The organism is Saccharothrix sp. 6-C, assembly GCF_016695385.1.
GTDB classification, from domain to species: Bacteria; Actinomycetota; Actinomycetes; order Mycobacteriales; family Pseudonocardiaceae; genus Actinosynnema; species Actinosynnema texasense.
The window spans coordinates 1,889,830-1,905,047 of the sequence record NZ_CP064192.1; the positions used below are offsets into that span (position 1 = coordinate 1,889,830).

17 protein-coding genes and 1 pseudogene are annotated in these 15,218 nt (G+C 71.5%); 12 read left to right on the top strand and 6 right to left on the bottom strand.

Annotated features, from left to right (window positions below; translation table 11 throughout):
* The first annotated feature begins 5 nt into the window (after positions 1-5).
* Positions 6-956: an ABC transporter substrate-binding protein gene (locus IOD16_RS08745; RefSeq protein ID WP_236594837.1), complete on the top strand. Its 951-nt coding sequence runs from the start codon at positions 6-8 to the stop codon at positions 954-956.
* A gap of 170 nt (positions 957-1,126) precedes the next feature.
* Here IOD16_RS08745 and IOD16_RS08750 read toward each other — a convergent pair whose 3' ends face one another.
* The gene (locus IOD16_RS08750; RefSeq protein ID WP_201439629.1) at positions 1,127-2,965 is read right to left on the bottom strand and encodes an FAD/NAD(P)-binding protein; all 1,839 of its coding nucleotides are present in this window, start codon (positions 2,963-2,965) and stop codon (positions 1,127-1,129) included.
* A complete protein-coding gene (locus IOD16_RS08755) occupies positions 2,962-3,786 on the bottom strand; it encodes an amino acid ABC transporter permease (RefSeq protein ID WP_201439630.1) in 825 nt (274 codons plus the stop codon). The genes IOD16_RS08750 and IOD16_RS08755 overlap by 4 nt, the downstream gene beginning before the upstream one ends.
* A gap of 330 nt (positions 3,787-4,116) precedes the next feature.
* Between IOD16_RS08755 and IOD16_RS08760 the strand changes: the two genes are divergently transcribed.
* The 7 genes from IOD16_RS08760 to IOD16_RS08790 all read left to right on the top strand — a co-directional run bounded on the left by IOD16_RS08760 (position 4,117) and on the right by IOD16_RS08790 (position 9,574).
* Positions 4,117-5,253: an LLM class flavin-dependent oxidoreductase gene (locus IOD16_RS08760; RefSeq protein WP_123742722.1), complete on the top strand. Its 1,137-nt coding sequence runs from the start codon at positions 4,117-4,119 to the stop codon at positions 5,251-5,253.
* A gap of 4 nt (positions 5,254-5,257) precedes the next feature.
* Positions 5,258-5,755: a GNAT family N-acetyltransferase gene (locus IOD16_RS08765; RefSeq protein ID WP_123742721.1), complete on the top strand. Its 498-nt coding sequence runs from the start codon at positions 5,258-5,260 to the stop codon at positions 5,753-5,755.
* Positions 5,734-6,654: an ABC transporter substrate-binding protein gene (locus tag IOD16_RS08770; RefSeq protein ID WP_123742720.1), complete on the top strand. Its 921-nt coding sequence runs from the start codon at positions 5,734-5,736 to the stop codon at positions 6,652-6,654. The genes IOD16_RS08765 and IOD16_RS08770 overlap by 22 nt, the downstream gene beginning before the upstream one ends.
* Positions 6,655-6,845: 191 nt before the next feature.
* Positions 6,846-7,778 (top strand): hypothetical protein, encoded by a 933-nt coding sequence (locus tag IOD16_RS08775; RefSeq protein ID WP_201439631.1) that lies wholly within the window; start codon positions 6,846-6,848, stop codon positions 7,776-7,778.
* A gap of 175 nt (positions 7,779-7,953) precedes the next feature.
* Positions 7,954-8,562 carry a hypothetical protein gene (locus tag IOD16_RS08780; RefSeq protein WP_201439632.1) on the top strand — a complete coding sequence of 203 codons (609 nt, stop codon included), beginning with the start codon at positions 7,954-7,956 and terminating at the stop codon, positions 8,560-8,562.
* Between the two features lie 46 nt (positions 8,563-8,608).
* Complete coding sequence (locus IOD16_RS08785; RefSeq protein ID WP_201439633.1) at positions 8,609-9,370, top strand: enoyl-CoA hydratase/isomerase family protein; 762 nt, start codon at positions 8,609-8,611, stop codon at positions 9,368-9,370.
* 27 nt (positions 9,371-9,397) lie between these two features.
* Positions 9,398-9,574 (top strand): hypothetical protein, encoded by a 177-nt coding sequence (locus IOD16_RS08790; protein ID WP_201439634.1) that lies wholly within the window; start codon positions 9,398-9,400, stop codon positions 9,572-9,574.
* Between the two features lie 60 nt (positions 9,575-9,634).
* Here the strand turns inward: IOD16_RS08790 and IOD16_RS08795 are convergent, their stop codons facing one another.
* The 3 genes from IOD16_RS08795 to IOD16_RS08805 are packed head-to-tail and all read right to left on the bottom strand — an operon-like array spanning position 9,635 to position 10,919.
* Positions 9,635-9,925, bottom strand: coding sequence for a DUF4235 domain-containing protein (locus IOD16_RS08795; RefSeq protein ID WP_425471158.1), 291 nt, complete (start codon positions 9,923-9,925; stop codon positions 9,635-9,637).
* On the bottom strand, positions 9,922-10,563 hold the full coding sequence (locus tag IOD16_RS08800) for a DUF3618 domain-containing protein (RefSeq protein WP_201439635.1): 642 nt from the start codon (positions 10,561-10,563) through the stop codon (positions 9,922-9,924). Before IOD16_RS08800 ends, IOD16_RS08795 begins: the two co-directional genes overlap by 4 nt.
* Positions 10,560-10,919, bottom strand: coding sequence for a phage holin family protein (locus IOD16_RS08805; RefSeq protein WP_236594838.1), 360 nt, complete (start codon positions 10,917-10,919; stop codon positions 10,560-10,562). The genes IOD16_RS08800 and IOD16_RS08805 overlap by 4 nt, the downstream gene beginning before the upstream one ends.
* A gap of 188 nt (positions 10,920-11,107) precedes the next feature.
* Here IOD16_RS08805 and IOD16_RS08810 point away from each other — a divergent pair, with 188 nt between their 5' ends.
* Entirely contained in the window at positions 11,108-12,034 is a 927-nt protein-coding gene (locus IOD16_RS08810) for a YihY/virulence factor BrkB family protein (protein ID WP_201439637.1), read from the top strand.
* 149 nt (positions 12,035-12,183) lie between these two features.
* On the opposite strand, the gene trxA is transcribed toward IOD16_RS08810, so the two are convergent.
* Complete coding sequence (gene trxA / locus IOD16_RS08815; RefSeq protein WP_123742715.1) at positions 12,184-12,549, bottom strand: thioredoxin; 366 nt, start codon at positions 12,547-12,549, stop codon at positions 12,184-12,186.
* A gap of 147 nt (positions 12,550-12,696) precedes the next feature.
* On the opposite strand from trxA, the gene IOD16_RS08820 reads away from it, so the two are divergent.
* From IOD16_RS08820 to IOD16_RS08830, 3 genes and pseudogenes are all read left to right on the top strand, one after another.
* Entirely contained in the window at positions 12,697-13,614 is a 918-nt protein-coding gene (locus IOD16_RS08820) for an ABC transporter substrate-binding protein (protein ID WP_201439638.1), read from the top strand.
* Entirely contained in the window at positions 13,604-14,437 is an 834-nt protein-coding gene (locus IOD16_RS08825) for an amino acid ABC transporter permease (protein WP_123742713.1), read from the top strand. Before IOD16_RS08820 ends, IOD16_RS08825 begins: the two co-directional genes overlap by 11 nt.
* A pseudogene (locus tag IOD16_RS08830) lies at positions 14,434-15,217 on the top strand (amino acid ABC transporter ATP-binding protein). The gene IOD16_RS08825 and the pseudogene IOD16_RS08830 overlap by 4 nt, the downstream one beginning before the upstream one ends.
* Position 15,218: the final 1 nt, after the last annotated feature.

A 15,218-nucleotide genomic window follows, 5' to 3' on the forward strand; every position in this document is an offset into this window, starting at 1 on the left:
TCCCGTTGTCCTTCCTGAAGATAGCCGCTGCCGTCACCGCCGCCGTCTCGCTCGTCGCCTGCGGCGCCGCCGGCGGGACGACCGAGGAGCAGGTGGTCGCCGGCGGCAAGACCGTGAACCTGGGCCCGGACCAGCGGCGCGTGACGGCCGACGAGGTGGACGCCATCGCGGCGAAGGTGCCCGAGGAGATCCGCCGGAGCGGCGTGCTCGTCATCGGCGGGTCGGTCAGCACCGCGCCGCCGCTGCGCTTCTTCGCCACCGACGACAAGACGCCCATCGGGGTCGAGACCGACCTCGCGGTGCTGATCGCGGGCGTGCTCGGGTTGCAGCCGCGGTTGGAGAGCACGTCCTGGGAGAACCTGTTCATCAGCCTGGACAGCGGCGCCTACCCGCTGGCCCTGTCCAACATCACCGTCACCGAGGAGCGCAAGGAGAAGTACGACTTCGCCACCTACCGGCTCGACACCCTGGCGTTCGAGGCGAAGAAGGGCGGGACGTGGCGCGTGGCCGGGCCCGAGGACGTGGCGGGCAAGGTCATCGCGGTCCAGTCCGGCACGAACCAGGAGAAGATCCTGGTCGACTGGAGCAGGGCCAACCAGGCGAAGGGCCTGCCCGCCACGGACGTCAAGTACTTCCAGAACCCGGCGGACTACTACCTGGCGCTGGAGTCCGGCCGGATCGAGGCCTTCCTGGGCCCGAACCCGACTTCGGCCTACCACGTCACCACGTCCGGCAAGACCGAGGTGATCGGCACCTTCTCGGGCGGCGGCTCGATCGTGGGCAAGATCGCCGCCACCACCAAGAAGGGCAGCGGCCTGGTGGAGCCGGTCGCCGAGGCCGTCGACCACCTGATCGCGACCGGCCGGTACGCCGAGGTGCTCGACCGGTGGGGCCTGGGTGACGAGGCCGTGGAGAAGAGCGAGATCAACCCGCCGGGGCTGCCCAGGACGGGCTGAGCCCGCACGGCGGTGGACATCGAGGACCGCCGACGACGCCCGCGTGCCCGGCTCCCGAGCCGGCCGCTCGTCGTCGGCGGCCTCGTCGGCAACCCCTCGCCCGGCTCCCGCGCCGGATCGGATCGAGGCGGGCACCCGGCACCCGTGCGGCAGGACCGCCGTCCGCAGGTTCAGGCCACCGACTCGCCCGCACGCCCGGCCGCCGCGGCGAGGAAGTGCAGGACCTCCCGCGCGACCTCGTCGTTCTGCCGGAAGTTCGGCGCGTCGGTGCCGGGCCGGGCGAACGCCGCATACGCCTTTCGGGTCGTGTAGGGACCGATCGCGAAGCGCCGCGCGTGCGGCGTGCCGGTGGCGTCGACGACCCGGCTGTCGGACGGGTCGACCAGCACGAGGCCGTCGACGTCGGTCACGTCACCGGCCGCGGCCATCGACCTCAGCAACGGGTCGGCGGTGTGCGCCAAGGTGTGCACGGGCAGCCGCGCCTCGATCAGCCCGGTCGCCCGCACGACGTGCGAGGGCACGCTCGGACTGCCGGCCACGAACACCCCGTCCTCCGCGCGGACCCACACGTCCGCGCCCAGGAACCGCACCACGCCCGCGCGGGACAGCGCCACCAGCTCCTCCAACCGGTCCGGCGGCGGCCCGCTCGCGATCGAGCTGAAGAACCCGTGCCACCACCCGTCCTCGCCGCGCAGCCGTCCGGTCGCGGACAGCGCCGCGAACTGGCCGTACACGCCCAGCAGCGCCAGGAACGCGCCCAGGTCCGCGCTGAACGCCCGATCCGAGCGCCGCGCGACGTCCGCCGTGACGTGGGCGCGCAGGAACTCCTGGAAGGCGTCCGACGAGGGGAACCGCAGGCCGTCGAGAGGTCGGTCCAGCCGGTCGAGGTCGAGGCGATCCGCCTCCGCCGGCACGCTGTCGCGCACCAGCGCCCGCATCTCGCCGCTGTCCCAGCCCAGCTCGGCGAACCGCGCCGAGAACGCCTCCCACGGCTCGCGCACCCGCGACGGGTGCCCGGTGAACAGCTCGCGGTAGTGCCCGTACGCGATCTCCTTGGCCATCAGCGGCCACACGTCCCGGCGGAAGTCGAGCCCGCCGGGACGTGCCGGCAGCCGCGACGCGACGAAGAACCTCGGCGGCCCCGGCGGTTCCCCGAGCAGCCGGTAGCCGGTCTTGGAGTGGTACGGCGCGCCGCGGCGCGAGCCGACGTGCAGACGGGGTTCACGGCCGGACGGGACGTACCGCAGCACCCCGTCGTCCCGCACGAACCGGCCGCCGCGCCCCTCGCCCAGCAGCACCGCGAGGTCGACGAACGCCAACCCCATGCCCCGCACCACGACGTCCGCGCCGGCCGGCACCACCGAGAGGTCCGCGTCGGCCGTGTAGCCCGGCGGCAGGTAGGTGAGCCCGTGGGCGGCGGCGTGGTCGGCGAGCTCCCGGTGCTCGGGCGCGACCACGGTGTCCAGGTGCCCCAGCACGAGCACGACCACGTCGGCCACCAGCGGCTCGGCGCGGTCCGCGAGCCACACCCGCTGCCGCACCTGCGCCGACCCGGTGATCCGCACCACCTTCGTCGCGTGCGTCGTCACCGAACTGCCGTCGGGCAACGACGACACCGCACGCTCGTGGAACCACTTCAGGTACGCGCTCTGCACCCGCCTGCTCGGGAACGACGTGGGCCCCATCGCCGCAAGCTCCGCCCGGACCTCCGGCGCCAGCTCCACGCCGGACAGGCACGACGCCGCCCAGTGCGCGAGCGACGGCCCCGGCCGGATCGGACCCGCGCACGTCACCGACGAGTCGGTGAACACCGTGACGTCCTCGGCCATGGAGTTCATCCGCAGCAACGGCGACTGCTCGTGCCGCCACACCCGGCCCGCACCGGCCGGGAACGGGTCGACCAGGTGCACCTCCAGCGGCCCGTCGAACAGCCCGGAAGCGTTTGCGCCCAAGCGCTCCAGGATTCCGGACGCCCGAGGTCCGGCCCCCACCAGGACGACGGCGCTCATCGCGCGCCACGCCCGTAGTAGCGCTCGACGTAGTGCTGACCGACGCCGAGCAGGCTCGTGACGACGACGTACCAGACGGTGGCGACGAGCAGCAGCGGGATGATCAGGTAATTGCGGTTGTAGATCAGCTGGACGGAGTACAGCAGGTCCTGCACGGCCAGCACGCTCACGATCGACGTGCCCTTCAACGTGCCGATGAGCAGGTTGCCCGCCGCCGGCACGATCGACCGCATCGCCTGCGGCAGCACGATCCGGCGCAGCACCCGCCACCGCCGCAGCCCCAGCGCCGCCGCCGCTTCGGCCTGGCCCGAGTCCACGGACAGGATGCCGCCGCGCACGATCTCGGCGGCGTAGGCGGCCTCGTGCAGCACCAAGCCGATGATCACCGACGTCATGGGGCCGATCACCGGCGTGGCGCCGGACAACGCCGGGTACAGGGCGCCGAAGTTGAACCAGAACAGCAGCTGCACCAGCAGCGGCACCGAGCGGAACAACCAGACGTAGCCCCAGCTCACGCCGGCCAACACCGGGTTGCCGGACAACCGCATGACGGCCAGCACCCCGCCGATGGCGAAACCGAGCACCACCGTCACCGCGGTCAGCCACAACGTCAGCCACAGCCCGCGCAGCACGGCGTCGGTGGCGAAGTAGCGGAGCACCACGTGCCACTGGAACCGCTCGTTGGTCGCCGCCGACCACAGCACGACACCGACCGCGGCGACCACGAGCGCGGCGGAGGCCCGGCGCCAGGGACGGCGGAGGGGGACGATCGAGGCGGTCTCGTCGGACCGCGGTGGCGAGAAGAGGGCGGACGCGCTCATCGGTGGCTCCAGAGCAGAGGGAACACGACGTCGGTGCCGCGTCCCTCAACGCCGCGCGGTGATCGTAAGCGCGCGTCGGCGAGGCCGGTCAAGGCATTCCGGTATCTGGACGCGGTCGGACGTCCGTTGACGACGACCCGTGCCGCTGTTGCACTGGGGCCGTGGACAACCCGCGGCTCGTCACCCGCGACCACATCGACTTCGGTCGGGTGTGGTCGGCCTCCTGTCGGGGCTGACGCCCGCGTTCCACCCCTCCCGTCGACCCCGCGCCGTCTCCCTCAACGTCGCGGGCGCGTCGACGTCTTCTCCCACCTGACGGAAGGTACTGACGTGCCTGTTGAGTTCCTGGGGATCGGCGGCACCAACGACGGTTCCGAAACGCACCCGCGCAGCGGCCCCGCGTTCGACAAGGACTACACGCTGCGGTTGGCCCGAGCCCACGAAGACCACGGCTGGGACCGGGTCCTGTTCGCCTACGGCTCCGGCTCGCCCGAACCGGCGCAAGCCGCCGCGTACGTCGCCACCAAGCTCGACAAGCTGCAGATCCTCCTGGCGCACCGACCGAACGTGTCCTACCCGACGTTCGCCGCGAAGACGTTCGCCACGCTGGACCGGATCAGCGACGGCAGGCTCACCGTGCACTTCATCACCGGCGGCACGGACCACGAGCAGCAGCGCGAAGGCGACTACCTGACCAAGGACGAGCGCTACTCGCGCACCGAGGAGTACATCCGGATCGTCAAGAAGGCCTGGACGTCACGGGAGCCGTTCGACCACGAGGGCGAGCACTACAGGTTCGCCGACTTCGTGAGCGACGTGTTCCCGGTGCAGCGGCCCCGGCCGCGGGTGTCGTTCGGCGGGTCGTCGCCCGCCGCCTACCGGGCCGGCGGCGCGGAAGCCGACATCTTCTGCCTGTGGGGCGAACCGCTGGCCGACACGGCCGCGCAGATCGACGCCGTGCGCCGAGCCGCGCGGGACGCGGGCCGGACCGACCTGCCGCGCATCCAGGTCGCGTTCCGCCCGATCCTCGGCGCGACCGAGGAACTGGCCTGGGAGAAGGCGCACCGGACGGTGGACGCGATCAAGGCGCGCACCGGGGGAGTGAACCCGCTGACCCGCAGGCACTCGTTGAAGAACCCCGAGAACACGGGCTCCCAGCGGCTGCTGGAGATCGCCGGACGCGGTGAGCGCTTCGACCGCGCCCTGTGGACGCCGACCGCCGCCGCGACCGGAGGGGCGGGCAACTCCAACGCGCTCGTCGGCACCCCCGAGACCGTGGCCCAGGCGCTGCTCGACTACTACGACCTCGGCGTGGACATCCTGTCCGCGCGCGGCTACGACATGGTGAACGACACGATCGACTTCGGCCGGCACGTGATCCCGATCGTGCGCGAGGAAGTCGCCAAGCGCGACCGGGAGCGCGCCGCCGCCGTGCCGGAGCCGCGTGAGATCGCGGTGGACGGATGACCGCGTGACCGACACCCCCGTCGCCCGCCGGGTCCGCTGGGAGGACCCGGCCACCGGGCCGTTGAAAGAGGAGCTGACGCACGAGTACGTGACCCGGTACGGCGACGGGGCGCGGGCCGAGCTGACCCGGTACGACCCGGCCGTCTTCACGCCGCCGCACGGCACGCTGGTGCTGCTGTTCGAGGACGGCGAGGCGGTGGCGGGCGGGGCGTTCATGCGGCACGACGAGCGCACCGCCGAGCTGAAGCGCATCTGGACCCACTCACGCCACCGCCGACGCGGCCTGGCCCGGCGCGTCCTCGTCGAGCTGGAGCGCGACGCCGTCGCCCTGGGCTACTCGCGCCTCTACCTGACCACCGGCCCCCGGCAGCCGGAGGCCCGCGCGCTGTACCTGGCCACCGGGTACGCGCCGCTGTTCGACCTGACCGCCGACCCGCTGACGATCGGCCACCTGCCGTTCGAGAAGGACTTGGGTGCCCCATGCGCACACGTTGCCTGCTGATGCTCACCGCCGTGCTCGCGCTCGTGGTCTCCGGGTGCGCCCTGCCCGCGGACGCCGTCGACCCGCCCGCGCCCGGCGTGCGGCCGACCGCGGACGTGCTGTCGACGGTGGTGCGGGACGAGTCGACCGCCGCACTGCTGCCACCCGCCGTGCGCGCGGCGGGCGTGGTGCGGTTCGGGTCGTCGGTGGGCGGGCAGCCACCGTCGTCCTACTACGCGGAGGACAACAAGACGGTGCTCGGCCTGGACGCCGACATGTCCGAAGCGGTCGCGAGGACCCTGGGGGTGCGCGTCGAGCGGGAGGTCGCGAGCTTCGAGACCATCCTGCCGTCGTTGGCCGGCGGGAAGTACGACGTCGGCACCGGCAACTTCGGCGTGACCGAGGCGCGGAAGAAGACGATCGACTTCGTCACCTACGTCAACGACGGGCAGGGCTTCGCGGTGCGGGCCGACGACGACCGCGTGACCCGGGTGGACGGCCTGGTCTCGTTGTGCGGCCTGAAGATCGGCACCGGCGCGGGCACGACGTTCGAGGCGACGTTGGAGCGGGAGAAGCACGTGTGCGGTGAGGCGGGGAAGCCGGACTACGAAGTGCTGAGCTTCGCCGAGGACGCGGCGATCTTCCTGGGGTTGCAGCAGCGCCACATCGACGTGGTCATGAGCACGATCAACGGTTTGCGGCACGCGGCGGCCCACCAGCCGAACCTGGAGTTCCTCGGCGAGTTCAAGCGCCTGGACGTCGGCTTCGCGCTGCCCAAGGGCTCACCGCTCGCACCCGCGCTCCAAGCGGCGGTCAACAAGCTCATCGCCGACGGCGCGTACGCGCGAATCCTCGACAAGTGGGGCGCCGGGGACTCGGCGATCCCGGAGTCGTCGATCAGCCCGCCGGAGCACGGCTGAGGTGGGCGCGGGGCGGACCGGGGCACTTCGACCACCCCGGTCCGCCCTGCGGTGTCCCGAAGCCCGCCGCCGCCTCCCGCGCACCTCACCGTGAACGATCACTCGAATCACCCCTTGTGCCGGTCACCGCTTCACCCCAGGGTTCGGCGCGGCCCGTTGGCTCCGACGGGCAACCCCGACGGAGGTGGAGCATGTCCCCTGCCCGCAAGATCGCCGCGTCCCTGTTCGCGGCGGCCGCGCTCTCGGCGGTCCTCACGACACCCGCGCACGCGGCGACCGACGCCGAGCTCGCGTTCCACTGGGCGCCGGTGCACTACCAGGACACCGACTCGTCCGACTACGACGCCGACTACCTGTCCACCGTGGACTTCGACGGCGAGTGGAACACGCTGAACAACTGGGAGGCGCAGGACGACTCGTTGGCGCGCCTCACCGGTGCCGCCTACTACTCGGTGGTGGAGACGTCCACGCACTGGTTCCTCGTCTACAGCTTCTACCACCCGCGCGACTGGGAGGACTTCGCCGATCCGTTCGAGCAGTTCACCCACGAGAATGACATGGAGGGCCTGCTGGCGACCGTGCGCAAGGACGGCACGGCGTTCGGCAAGCTCGAAGCCGTGATCACGGTGGCGCACAGCGACTTCTACTCGTACGTGCCCGCCGACAGCACGTTCACGTCCGGGCGGGAGAGCGTCGACGGCACGTTGCGGCTGTCCGGCACCCGGCCGACCACGCGCCAGGAGGCGAAGGGCCACGGCCTGTACGCGTGGAACGGCGCCGAGTTCCCGGGCGGCGACGGCGTGGTGTACGTGCCGAGCGCGACCGGCGAGGTGCCGTCGGGCGGCAACGACCGCTCGGTCGGCTACCGGCTGGTGGACGCGTTCGCGGCGGGCGGGTTGTGGGCGCAGCGCAACAGCTCCGCGACGTTCGCGAGCTGGGGCACGTTCCGGGGTGACAACGGCAAGGACAACGCCGCGAACAGCGCCTGGGGCTGGGACGACGGCAACGACGGCAGCGACCTCCAGCGCGGCCTGCTGGCCACCGACCCGGCCTACGTCGTCTCCGTCTACTTCGCCAACCGCGGCTCCTTCTCCCTCACCTACCTCCGCAACCCCTACCGCTAACCCCCGAACCGCGCGTGTCCTACGTCCAGAACGCGCGTGTCCTACGTTCGGAACACCCGAGTTGAGCATTCAGGAAGGTGCCCGGCTGTCCTGAATGCTCAACTCGGGGTACCGGAACGTAGGACACGCGCGACCGGAACGTAGGACACGCGCGGTTTAAGGTTGGTGGGTGACGATGACGGTCAGGGTGGCCCGGGTGGCCACGGAGGTGCTGGCGCCCTGGGTGTTGGTGCTGGGGTTGCCGCTGCTGGTGGCGTGGAGCGCGACGAGGAGCGTGGCGGAGGGCCTGCTGTGGGGCGCGATCGTCGGGGTGACCGGGTCGGTGGTGCCGATGGCGGTCATCGTGCGGGGCGCGCGCCAGGGCAAGTGGGACGGGCACCACGTCACGAACCGCGAGGGACGGCTGGTGCCGATGCTCGTGTGCGTGGCGTCCCTCGGGATCGGCATCGCGGCGCTGGTGTTCGGCGGCGCGCCGAAGGCCATGGTCGCGCTGGCGCTGGCGATGTTCCTCAGCCTGCTGGCCTGCCTGACGGTGACGTTCGTCCTCCCGGTGAACGGCGGGCGCGGCTGGAAGGTCTCCTTCCACGCGGCGGTCGCGGCCGGCGCGGTGGCGATCCTCGCGATCACCTACGGCCCCTGGGTGCTGCTGGCCGCGCCGCTGGTGGCGCTGGTGGCCTGGTCACGCGTCGTGCTCGGCGATCACACGAAGGCGCAGGTCACGGTCGGCACGGTGATGGGCGCGCTGGTCGGCGGCGCGGCGTTCTGGCTGCTCACGGGGATGTGAGCGCCGTTACGCCCGGTCACGACCGGTGAGGATCTACCCTCCGGTGATGACGCTGAGGCTCGACACCGCAGGCCCGGTGGCCACGTTGACCATCGATCGCCCGGCCAAGCGCAACGCCATGAGCTACGCCATGTGGTCGGCGCTGCCCGGCCTGCTGGCCGAGGTCCGGCGCGACGACGACGTGCGCGTGCTCGTCGTCCGCGGTGGCGAGCACTTCTCGGCTGGCGCGGACATCAGCGAGTTCTCCACCCTCCGCCACGGTGCGGACGGCGCGGCGAGGTACAGCGAGGCCGTGCACCGCGGCGAACGCGCCATCGCCACCCTCGGCAAGCCGACCGTCGCCGCCGTCACGGGTTTCTGCGTCGGCGGCGGCTGCGAGATCGCCCTGGCCTGCGACCTGCGCGTGGCGGCGGCCGACGCCCGGTTCGGCATCACGCCCGCGAAGCTCGGCATCGTCTACAACTTCACGTCCACCCAGCGCTTGGTCGACGCGGTCGGTCCGGCGTGGGCCAAGCAGATCCTGTTCACCGGCGAGATCATCGACGCGGCGACCGCGCTGCGCATCGGCCTGGTCAACGAGGTCCACCCGCCCGACGCCCTGGAGGCCCGGGTCGAGGAGCTGACCGGGACCATCGCGACCCGCGCCCGGGTCAGCGTCCGCGGCGCGAAGCAGATCGTCGACCGGATCACCGACGGGCAGCACGCCGAGGACGACGCGGTGCGGGCGCTGTACGACGAAGCCGTGCACAGCGTGGACTACGCGGAGGGTGTGGCGGCGTTCCTGGAGAAGCGGACGCCGAGGTTCTGAACCGCGGCACGCGGGTATCTCGACCGCATGGACGAACACCCGCACCACCCGATCGAAGGCGACCCGAACGACCCGGACCAGCACATCAACCCTGATCCGCCGCGTTCGCCGGGCACGCCGGAGCCGCCCGACCTCGACGTGGACCCGGAGCAGTTCCTCGACGAGGGCGAGCGGCGCGGGGAAGAGGACGAGCCGCCGTCCTGACGACGACGGGGGAGTGCCCTCCGCGAGCAGAGGGCACTCCCCGCACGATCACCCGATCGGTCAGTCGCCGTCGTTCTTGTTCGTGTCGCCGGGCCACTCGCCGGTGAGCCGGTCGTAGCCGGTCGCGCCGCCCCGGTCGATCGCGGCCTTCACCACGCCGAAGATCGCGCCCTGGATGGACGCGGCCAAGAGGACCTCGCCCCAGCCGCGGTCCTTCTGGGTGGGGGTCGGCGCCTCCTTGGTGCCGGTCATCAGCTTCCAGACCTGGCCGAACAACGCGCTGGCGGCCAGACCGCCGAGCACGCCGAACAGCATGCCGAGCGGCCGGTACAGGAGCTTGTTCACGTTCACCGCCCCCTCCGCAGGAGCTTCCACAGCACCAGCACCACCGCCGCGACACCGGCCGCGACCGCCGCCGGGTGCTTGCGCGCCTGCCGCACGCCCTGCTCGACGCGCTCCTGCACGGGCGGCGGCAGCGACTCGACGGCCTGCGCGGCCTTCGTGCCGACCTGCTCCGCGACCACACCGGCCTTGAGGCTGACCTGGTCGGCGACCTCGCTCGCCTTGTGGCTCACCTGCCCGGCGACCTCGCTCGCCTTGTGGCCGACCTGCTCGGCGACCTCACTCGCCTTGTGGCCGACCTGGGTCGCCGCGGCGCCCGCCTTCTCGCCGATCACGGCGGCCTTCTCGCCGACGGCCGCGCCGGCCGCGTTGGCCGCCGCGCCCGCCTTGCCGACCTGCTCGCCCGCCTTGTCGGTGGCCTGGCTCGCCTTGGCGGTGGCCTTGCCCGCCGCGGCGGACACCGCCGCGTTGGCCCGGGTAGCGGTCTCCTTCACCTGTTCCACTCCTTCATGCGCCTTGTCCTTCACCCGTCCGGGCACGTCGGTCTTGTGCACCAGCGCTTCCACGGTGTCGCCGAGCTCGCGCCGGGTCTTCTCGACGTCGGCGCGCAGCTCGTCCGGGTCGGTGGGGCCGTCCTTGCCGCTCATCGGTGTGCCCTCTCGCTCACGGTGGCGATGTCCTGCTTGATGCTCGCCACGGCCTCTTCCGGCACGGGAGGCGTGCCACGTCGGATCTGCTTGCGGCCGACCAGCGCGAGCACGCCCGCGACCGCGAAGACGGCCACCGCGACGACGAACGCCGCGATCCACGCCGGCATGGCGGTGGCCAGCAGCAGCACCAGCCCCGCGAGCACCGTCATCAGGCCGAACCAGGCCAGGACGCCCGCGCCGCCGAGCAGCCCGGCGCCCGTGCCGACGCGCTTGCCCTTCGTGCGCATCTCGGCCACGGCCAGCCGGATCTCGTCCCGGGCCAGCCTGCTCACCTGGTCGGACAGCCTGTTCACCAGTTCCGCGGTGGACGGTTCCCGCTCGGCGACACGCTTGGCGGCACGCTCGGTAACCCGATCGGCGCTTGTGTCAGCCGCGCGGGTGGCGGCGACGTGACTCATGGCCGTCTCCTCTCTCCACTCGCCCACCGACTACCCGAAAACGCGGTGGTGTACGCACAGTGTTCGGGGGAAACCCGTCGCCCATGGCGCACGCACCGGAGACACCCGCCCAATTGCCGAAGCGCTCCTGGTGGGCTGTGCTGAAGCGGACGATCAAGGAGTTCAACGACGACAACCTGACCGACTGGGCCGCCGCTCTCACCTACTACGCGGTGCTGTCCCTGTTCCCCGGCCTGCTGCTGCTGACCGCGCTGCTGGGGCTGCTCGGCCCGGACGCGACCAAGTCCCTTGTGGACAGCCTGGACGCGCTGGGGCCCGGCGAGGCGAAGGACACCGTCGCGGGCGCGATCGAGAACCTCCAGAAGTCACAGGCCAGCGGCCTGCTCGCGATCGTCGGCCTGGTGACCGCGCTCTGGTCGGCCTCCGGCTACGTGGGCGCGTTCATGCGCGCCGCGAACTCGATCTACGACGTCGAGGAGGGCAGGCCGTTCTGGAAGGTCATCCCGCTGCGGCTGGGCCTGACCATCGGCGTGGTGCTGCTGCTGGCGGCCACGGCGCTGGGCGTGACGCTCACCGGCGGCGTGGCCGAGTGGCTGGGCGAGGCGCTCGGGCTCGGCTCGACCTTCGTGACGGTGTGGGGCATCGCGAAGTGGCCGGTGCTGCTCCTGCTCGCGAGCCTGGCGATCGGCCTGCTGTTCTGGGCCTCGCCGAACGTGCGGCAGCCCAGCTTCCTGTGGATCACCCCGGGCGGCCTGCTGACCGTGGTCGTGTGGGTCGCCGCGTCGCTCGGCTTCGCGTTCTACGCGGCGAACTTCGGCTCCTACAACAAGACCTACGGCTCACTGGCCGGTGTGATCATCTTCCTGGTCTGGCTGTGGATCTCGAACCTGGCCCTGCTGCTCGGCGCCGAGCTGGACGCGGAGCTGGAGCGGGGCAGGCGGATGGAGGCCGGGCAGCCCGAGGAGCGGGACCCGGTGGCCCCGCCCCGCGACACGGCTGCGCTGTCCTGACCCCTGCCTGACCCCGGCCCGGCTCGACCCCGGCCCGGCCTGATCCCGCCCGGCCTGATCCGACCTGGCTCGTGCTCGATCCGGCCTGTTCTCGGGGGAGCCCGCTGGAGCAGGCCCTGACCCGCGGGATCAGGACCTGGCCGGCGGGCTCAGGCCTGCGGCTCCGCCGAGACCTGCTTGCGGACTTCCTCCATGTCGACCTTGCGGGCCTGGTCGATGAGGTCCTCGAGCGCCGACTCCGGCAGCGCGCCCGGCTGCGCGTAGAGCACGACGCCGTCGCGCACGATCATGAGGGTCGGGATCGACCGGATCTGGAACGCCGCGGCGAGCTGCTGCTGCGCCTCGGTGTCGACCTTGCCGAACACGATGTCGGTGTGCTTCTGGGCGGACTTCTCGTAGGTCGGGGCGAACTGGACGCACGGCCCGCACCAGCCCGCCCAGAAATCGACCAGGACCATCTCGGAGCCGCCGACAACCTCGTCGAAGTTCTCCGCGGTCAGCTCCACGGTGGCCATAGGTCCTCCTTGCTGTGGACACAGGGGTCGCCCCCCCTCGTACCCGGACCAACGAAGGCCGGCCCGCCACAATTCCCTTCAACGAGCAGTGGACGCCTTCAACAGAACGTTGTAGCTTTCGGTTCACCCGAATGCAGGAGGTGTCCCGTGCGCAGGAACCGCAAGAGGATCAGCACAGCCCTCGCCCTGTCCCTGTTCGCGCTGGTCGCGTGCGGTTCGCCCGCCGAGGACCCGGCGCCCGGGCCCGCCGGGGACCTGCCGGCGTCCTCGTCGATCGTGGAGTCGGTGAAGAAGGACGACGCCCTGGCCGCGACCCTGCCGGCCGCGATCGCCCAAGCGGGCAAGCTGCGCGTCGGCTCGAACATCCAGAACCCGCCGAACAACTTCTACGCCGCCGACGGCAAGACCCCGGTCGGCTCGGAGGTCGACCTGGCCAAGGCGCTCGGCGCCAAGCTCGGGTTGACCGTCGAGCACCAGGACATGGCGTTCGGCTCGCTCATCACGAGCCTCCAGGCGGGCCGCATCGACGTGACCATGGCCGCGATGAACGACACCCCGGAGCGGCAGCAGGCGATCGACTTCGTCGACTACTTCACCTCCGGCATCACGATCATGGTGCGGAAGGGCAACCCGGAGGGCATCAAGAGCCCCGACGACCTGTGCGGCAAGTCGGTCGCGGTCAACCTCGGCTCCAGCCAGGAGACCTACGCCAAGGAGTTCCAGTGCCTGTCCGGCGACCCCATCGCGGTGACCGCCACCGACAGCGACACGCAGAACCAGAACCAGCTGCGCACCGGCCGCGTCGCCGCCATCCTCAACGACCTGCCCACCGCCGTGTACGTGGCCAAGACCGCCGGTGACGGCGAGTTCTTCGAGGTCGTGGACCTGGCCCCGATCAACGGCGGCCCGTACGGCATCGGCGTCGACAAGAGCACCCCCGAGCTGACGGCCGCGTTGAGCAAGGCGTTGCAGGCGCTGATCGACGACGGCACCTACGGCAAGATCCTCGACGCCTGGGACGTCCGGCAGGGCGCGGTCACGAAGGCGACCGTCAATGGCGAGTGACGACGTGAAGGCAGTCGACGACCTGGTCGTCGTCCCCCTGCGGCACTGGGGGCGGTGGGTCGTCGGCGCGGTGATCCTGGCGCTGCTCGGCGCGCTCGGCTGGGCGCTGGCCGACGCGAAGATCGACTACGCCGCCGTGCCGGGGTTCTTCACCCACGACATCATGCTGCGCGGCCTGGCCAACACGGTCGTGCTGGCGCTGGCCGCGCAGGCGGGCGCGATCGTGCTCGGCGTGGTGATCGCGCTGCTGCGCCGCTCGGCGAACCCGGTCGCCCGCTGGTTCGCCGCCGGCTACGTGTGGCTGTTCCGCGGCCTGCCGGTGCTGCTGCAGATCCTGCTGTGGTTCAACCTGGCGCTGGTGTTCGAGAACATCTCCATCCCAGGCCTGTTCGAGGAGAAGACCAACGTCCTGGTGACCGCGTTCGTGGCGGCCCTGCTCGGGCTGGGCCTCAACGAGAGCGCCTACATGGCGGAGATCGTCCGGGCCGGGCTGAACAGCGTGGACCACGGCCAGGTCGAGGCGGCCAAGGCGATCGGCATGACGCCCGCGACCACGCTGCGGCGGGTCGTGCTGCCGCAGGCCATGCGGGTGATCATCCCGCCGACCGGCAACAACTTCATCAACATGCTCAAGGGCACGTCCATGGCGTCGGTCATCGGCTTCCTGGAGCTGATCCACGCCGCCAACAACATCGCCTCGCGCAACCTCCAGATCATGGAGACGCTGCTGGCCGCCGCCGCGTGGTACATGGTCGTGGTCAGCGTGGCGAGCGTCGGGCAGCACTTCCTGGAGCGCTACTACGGCAAGGGGGTGGCCCGGTGAGCCTCGTGCGGGCGGTGGGCGTGCGCAAGTCGTTCGGGCGGGTGACTCCCGCCGGCGGCAACCGGGTGGAAGTGCTGCGCGGAATGGACCTCACCGTGGACGCGGGCCAGGTCGTGTGCCTGCTCGGGCCTTCGGGCGCGGGCAAGTCGACGTTCCTGCGCTGCGTGAACCACCTGGAGACGATCGACGCGGGCCGGATCTGGGTCGACGGCGAACCGGTCGGGTTCACCTCGCGCGGCGGGAAGCTGCACGAGCTGCGCGAGCGGGAGGTGGCGCGGCAGCGGCGCGGTGTCGGCATGGTGTTCCAGCGGTTCAACCTTGTTCCCGCACCGCACGGCGGTGGAGAACGTGGCCGAGGGGCCGGTGCACGTGCTGCGGACGGCCCGGAAGGAGGCCGTGGCGCAGGCGCGGGCGTTGCTGGACCGGGTCGGGCTGGCGGACAAGGCCGACGCCTACCCGCACCAGCTGTCCGGCGGCCAGCAGCAGCGGGTGGCGATCGCGCGGGCGCTGGCCATGCGGCCGAAGCTCATGCTGTTCGACGAGCCGACCTCGGCGCTGGACCCGGAGCTGGTCGGCGAGGTGCTGGAGGTGATGGCGGGCCTCGCCCGCGATGGCATGACCATGATCGTGGTCACGCACGAGATCGGGTTCGCCCGGCAGGTGGCCGACTCGGTGGTGTTCATGGTGGACGGCGCGGTGGTCGAGACCGGGCCGCCGGGCCAGGTGCTGGACAATCCGCGACAGCAACGCACGCAGCAGTTCCTCGCGAAGGTGCTCTAGG

Bases quoted from the DNA above. Each gene is read 5' to 3' on its own strand.
- IOD16_RS08750 (WP_201439629.1), bottom strand. From the start codon at position 2,965: ATGAGCGCCGTCGTCCTGGTGGGGGCCGGACCTCGGGCGTCCGGAATC.
- IOD16_RS08755 (WP_201439630.1), bottom strand. From the start codon at position 3,786: ATGAGCGCGTCCGCCCTCTTCTCGCCACCGCGGTCCGACGAGACCGCC.
- IOD16_RS08770 (WP_123742720.1), top strand. From the start codon at position 5,734: ATGCGCACACGTTGCCTGCTGATGCTCACCGCCGTGCTCGCGCTCGTG.
- IOD16_RS08775 (WP_201439631.1), top strand. From the start codon at position 6,846: ATGTCCCCTGCCCGCAAGATCGCCGCGTCCCTGTTCGCGGCGGCCGCG.
- IOD16_RS08780 (WP_201439632.1), top strand. From the start codon at position 7,954: ATGACGGTCAGGGTGGCCCGGGTGGCCACGGAGGTGCTGGCGCCCTGG.
- IOD16_RS08785 (WP_201439633.1), top strand. From the start codon at position 8,609: ATGACGCTGAGGCTCGACACCGCAGGCCCGGTGGCCACGTTGACCATC.
- IOD16_RS08790 (WP_201439634.1), top strand. From the start codon at position 9,398: ATGGACGAACACCCGCACCACCCGATCGAAGGCGACCCGAACGACCCG.
- IOD16_RS08800 (WP_201439635.1), bottom strand. From the start codon at position 10,563: ATGAGCGGCAAGGACGGCCCCACCGACCCGGACGAGCTGCGCGCCGAC.
- IOD16_RS08810 (WP_201439637.1), top strand. From the start codon at position 11,108: ATGGCGCACGCACCGGAGACACCCGCCCAATTGCCGAAGCGCTCCTGG.
- trxA (WP_123742715.1), bottom strand. From the start codon at position 12,549: ATGGCCACCGTGGAGCTGACCGCGGAGAACTTCGACGAGGTTGTCGGC.
- IOD16_RS08825 (WP_123742713.1), top strand. From the start codon at position 13,604: ATGGCGAGTGACGACGTGAAGGCAGTCGACGACCTGGTCGTCGTCCCC.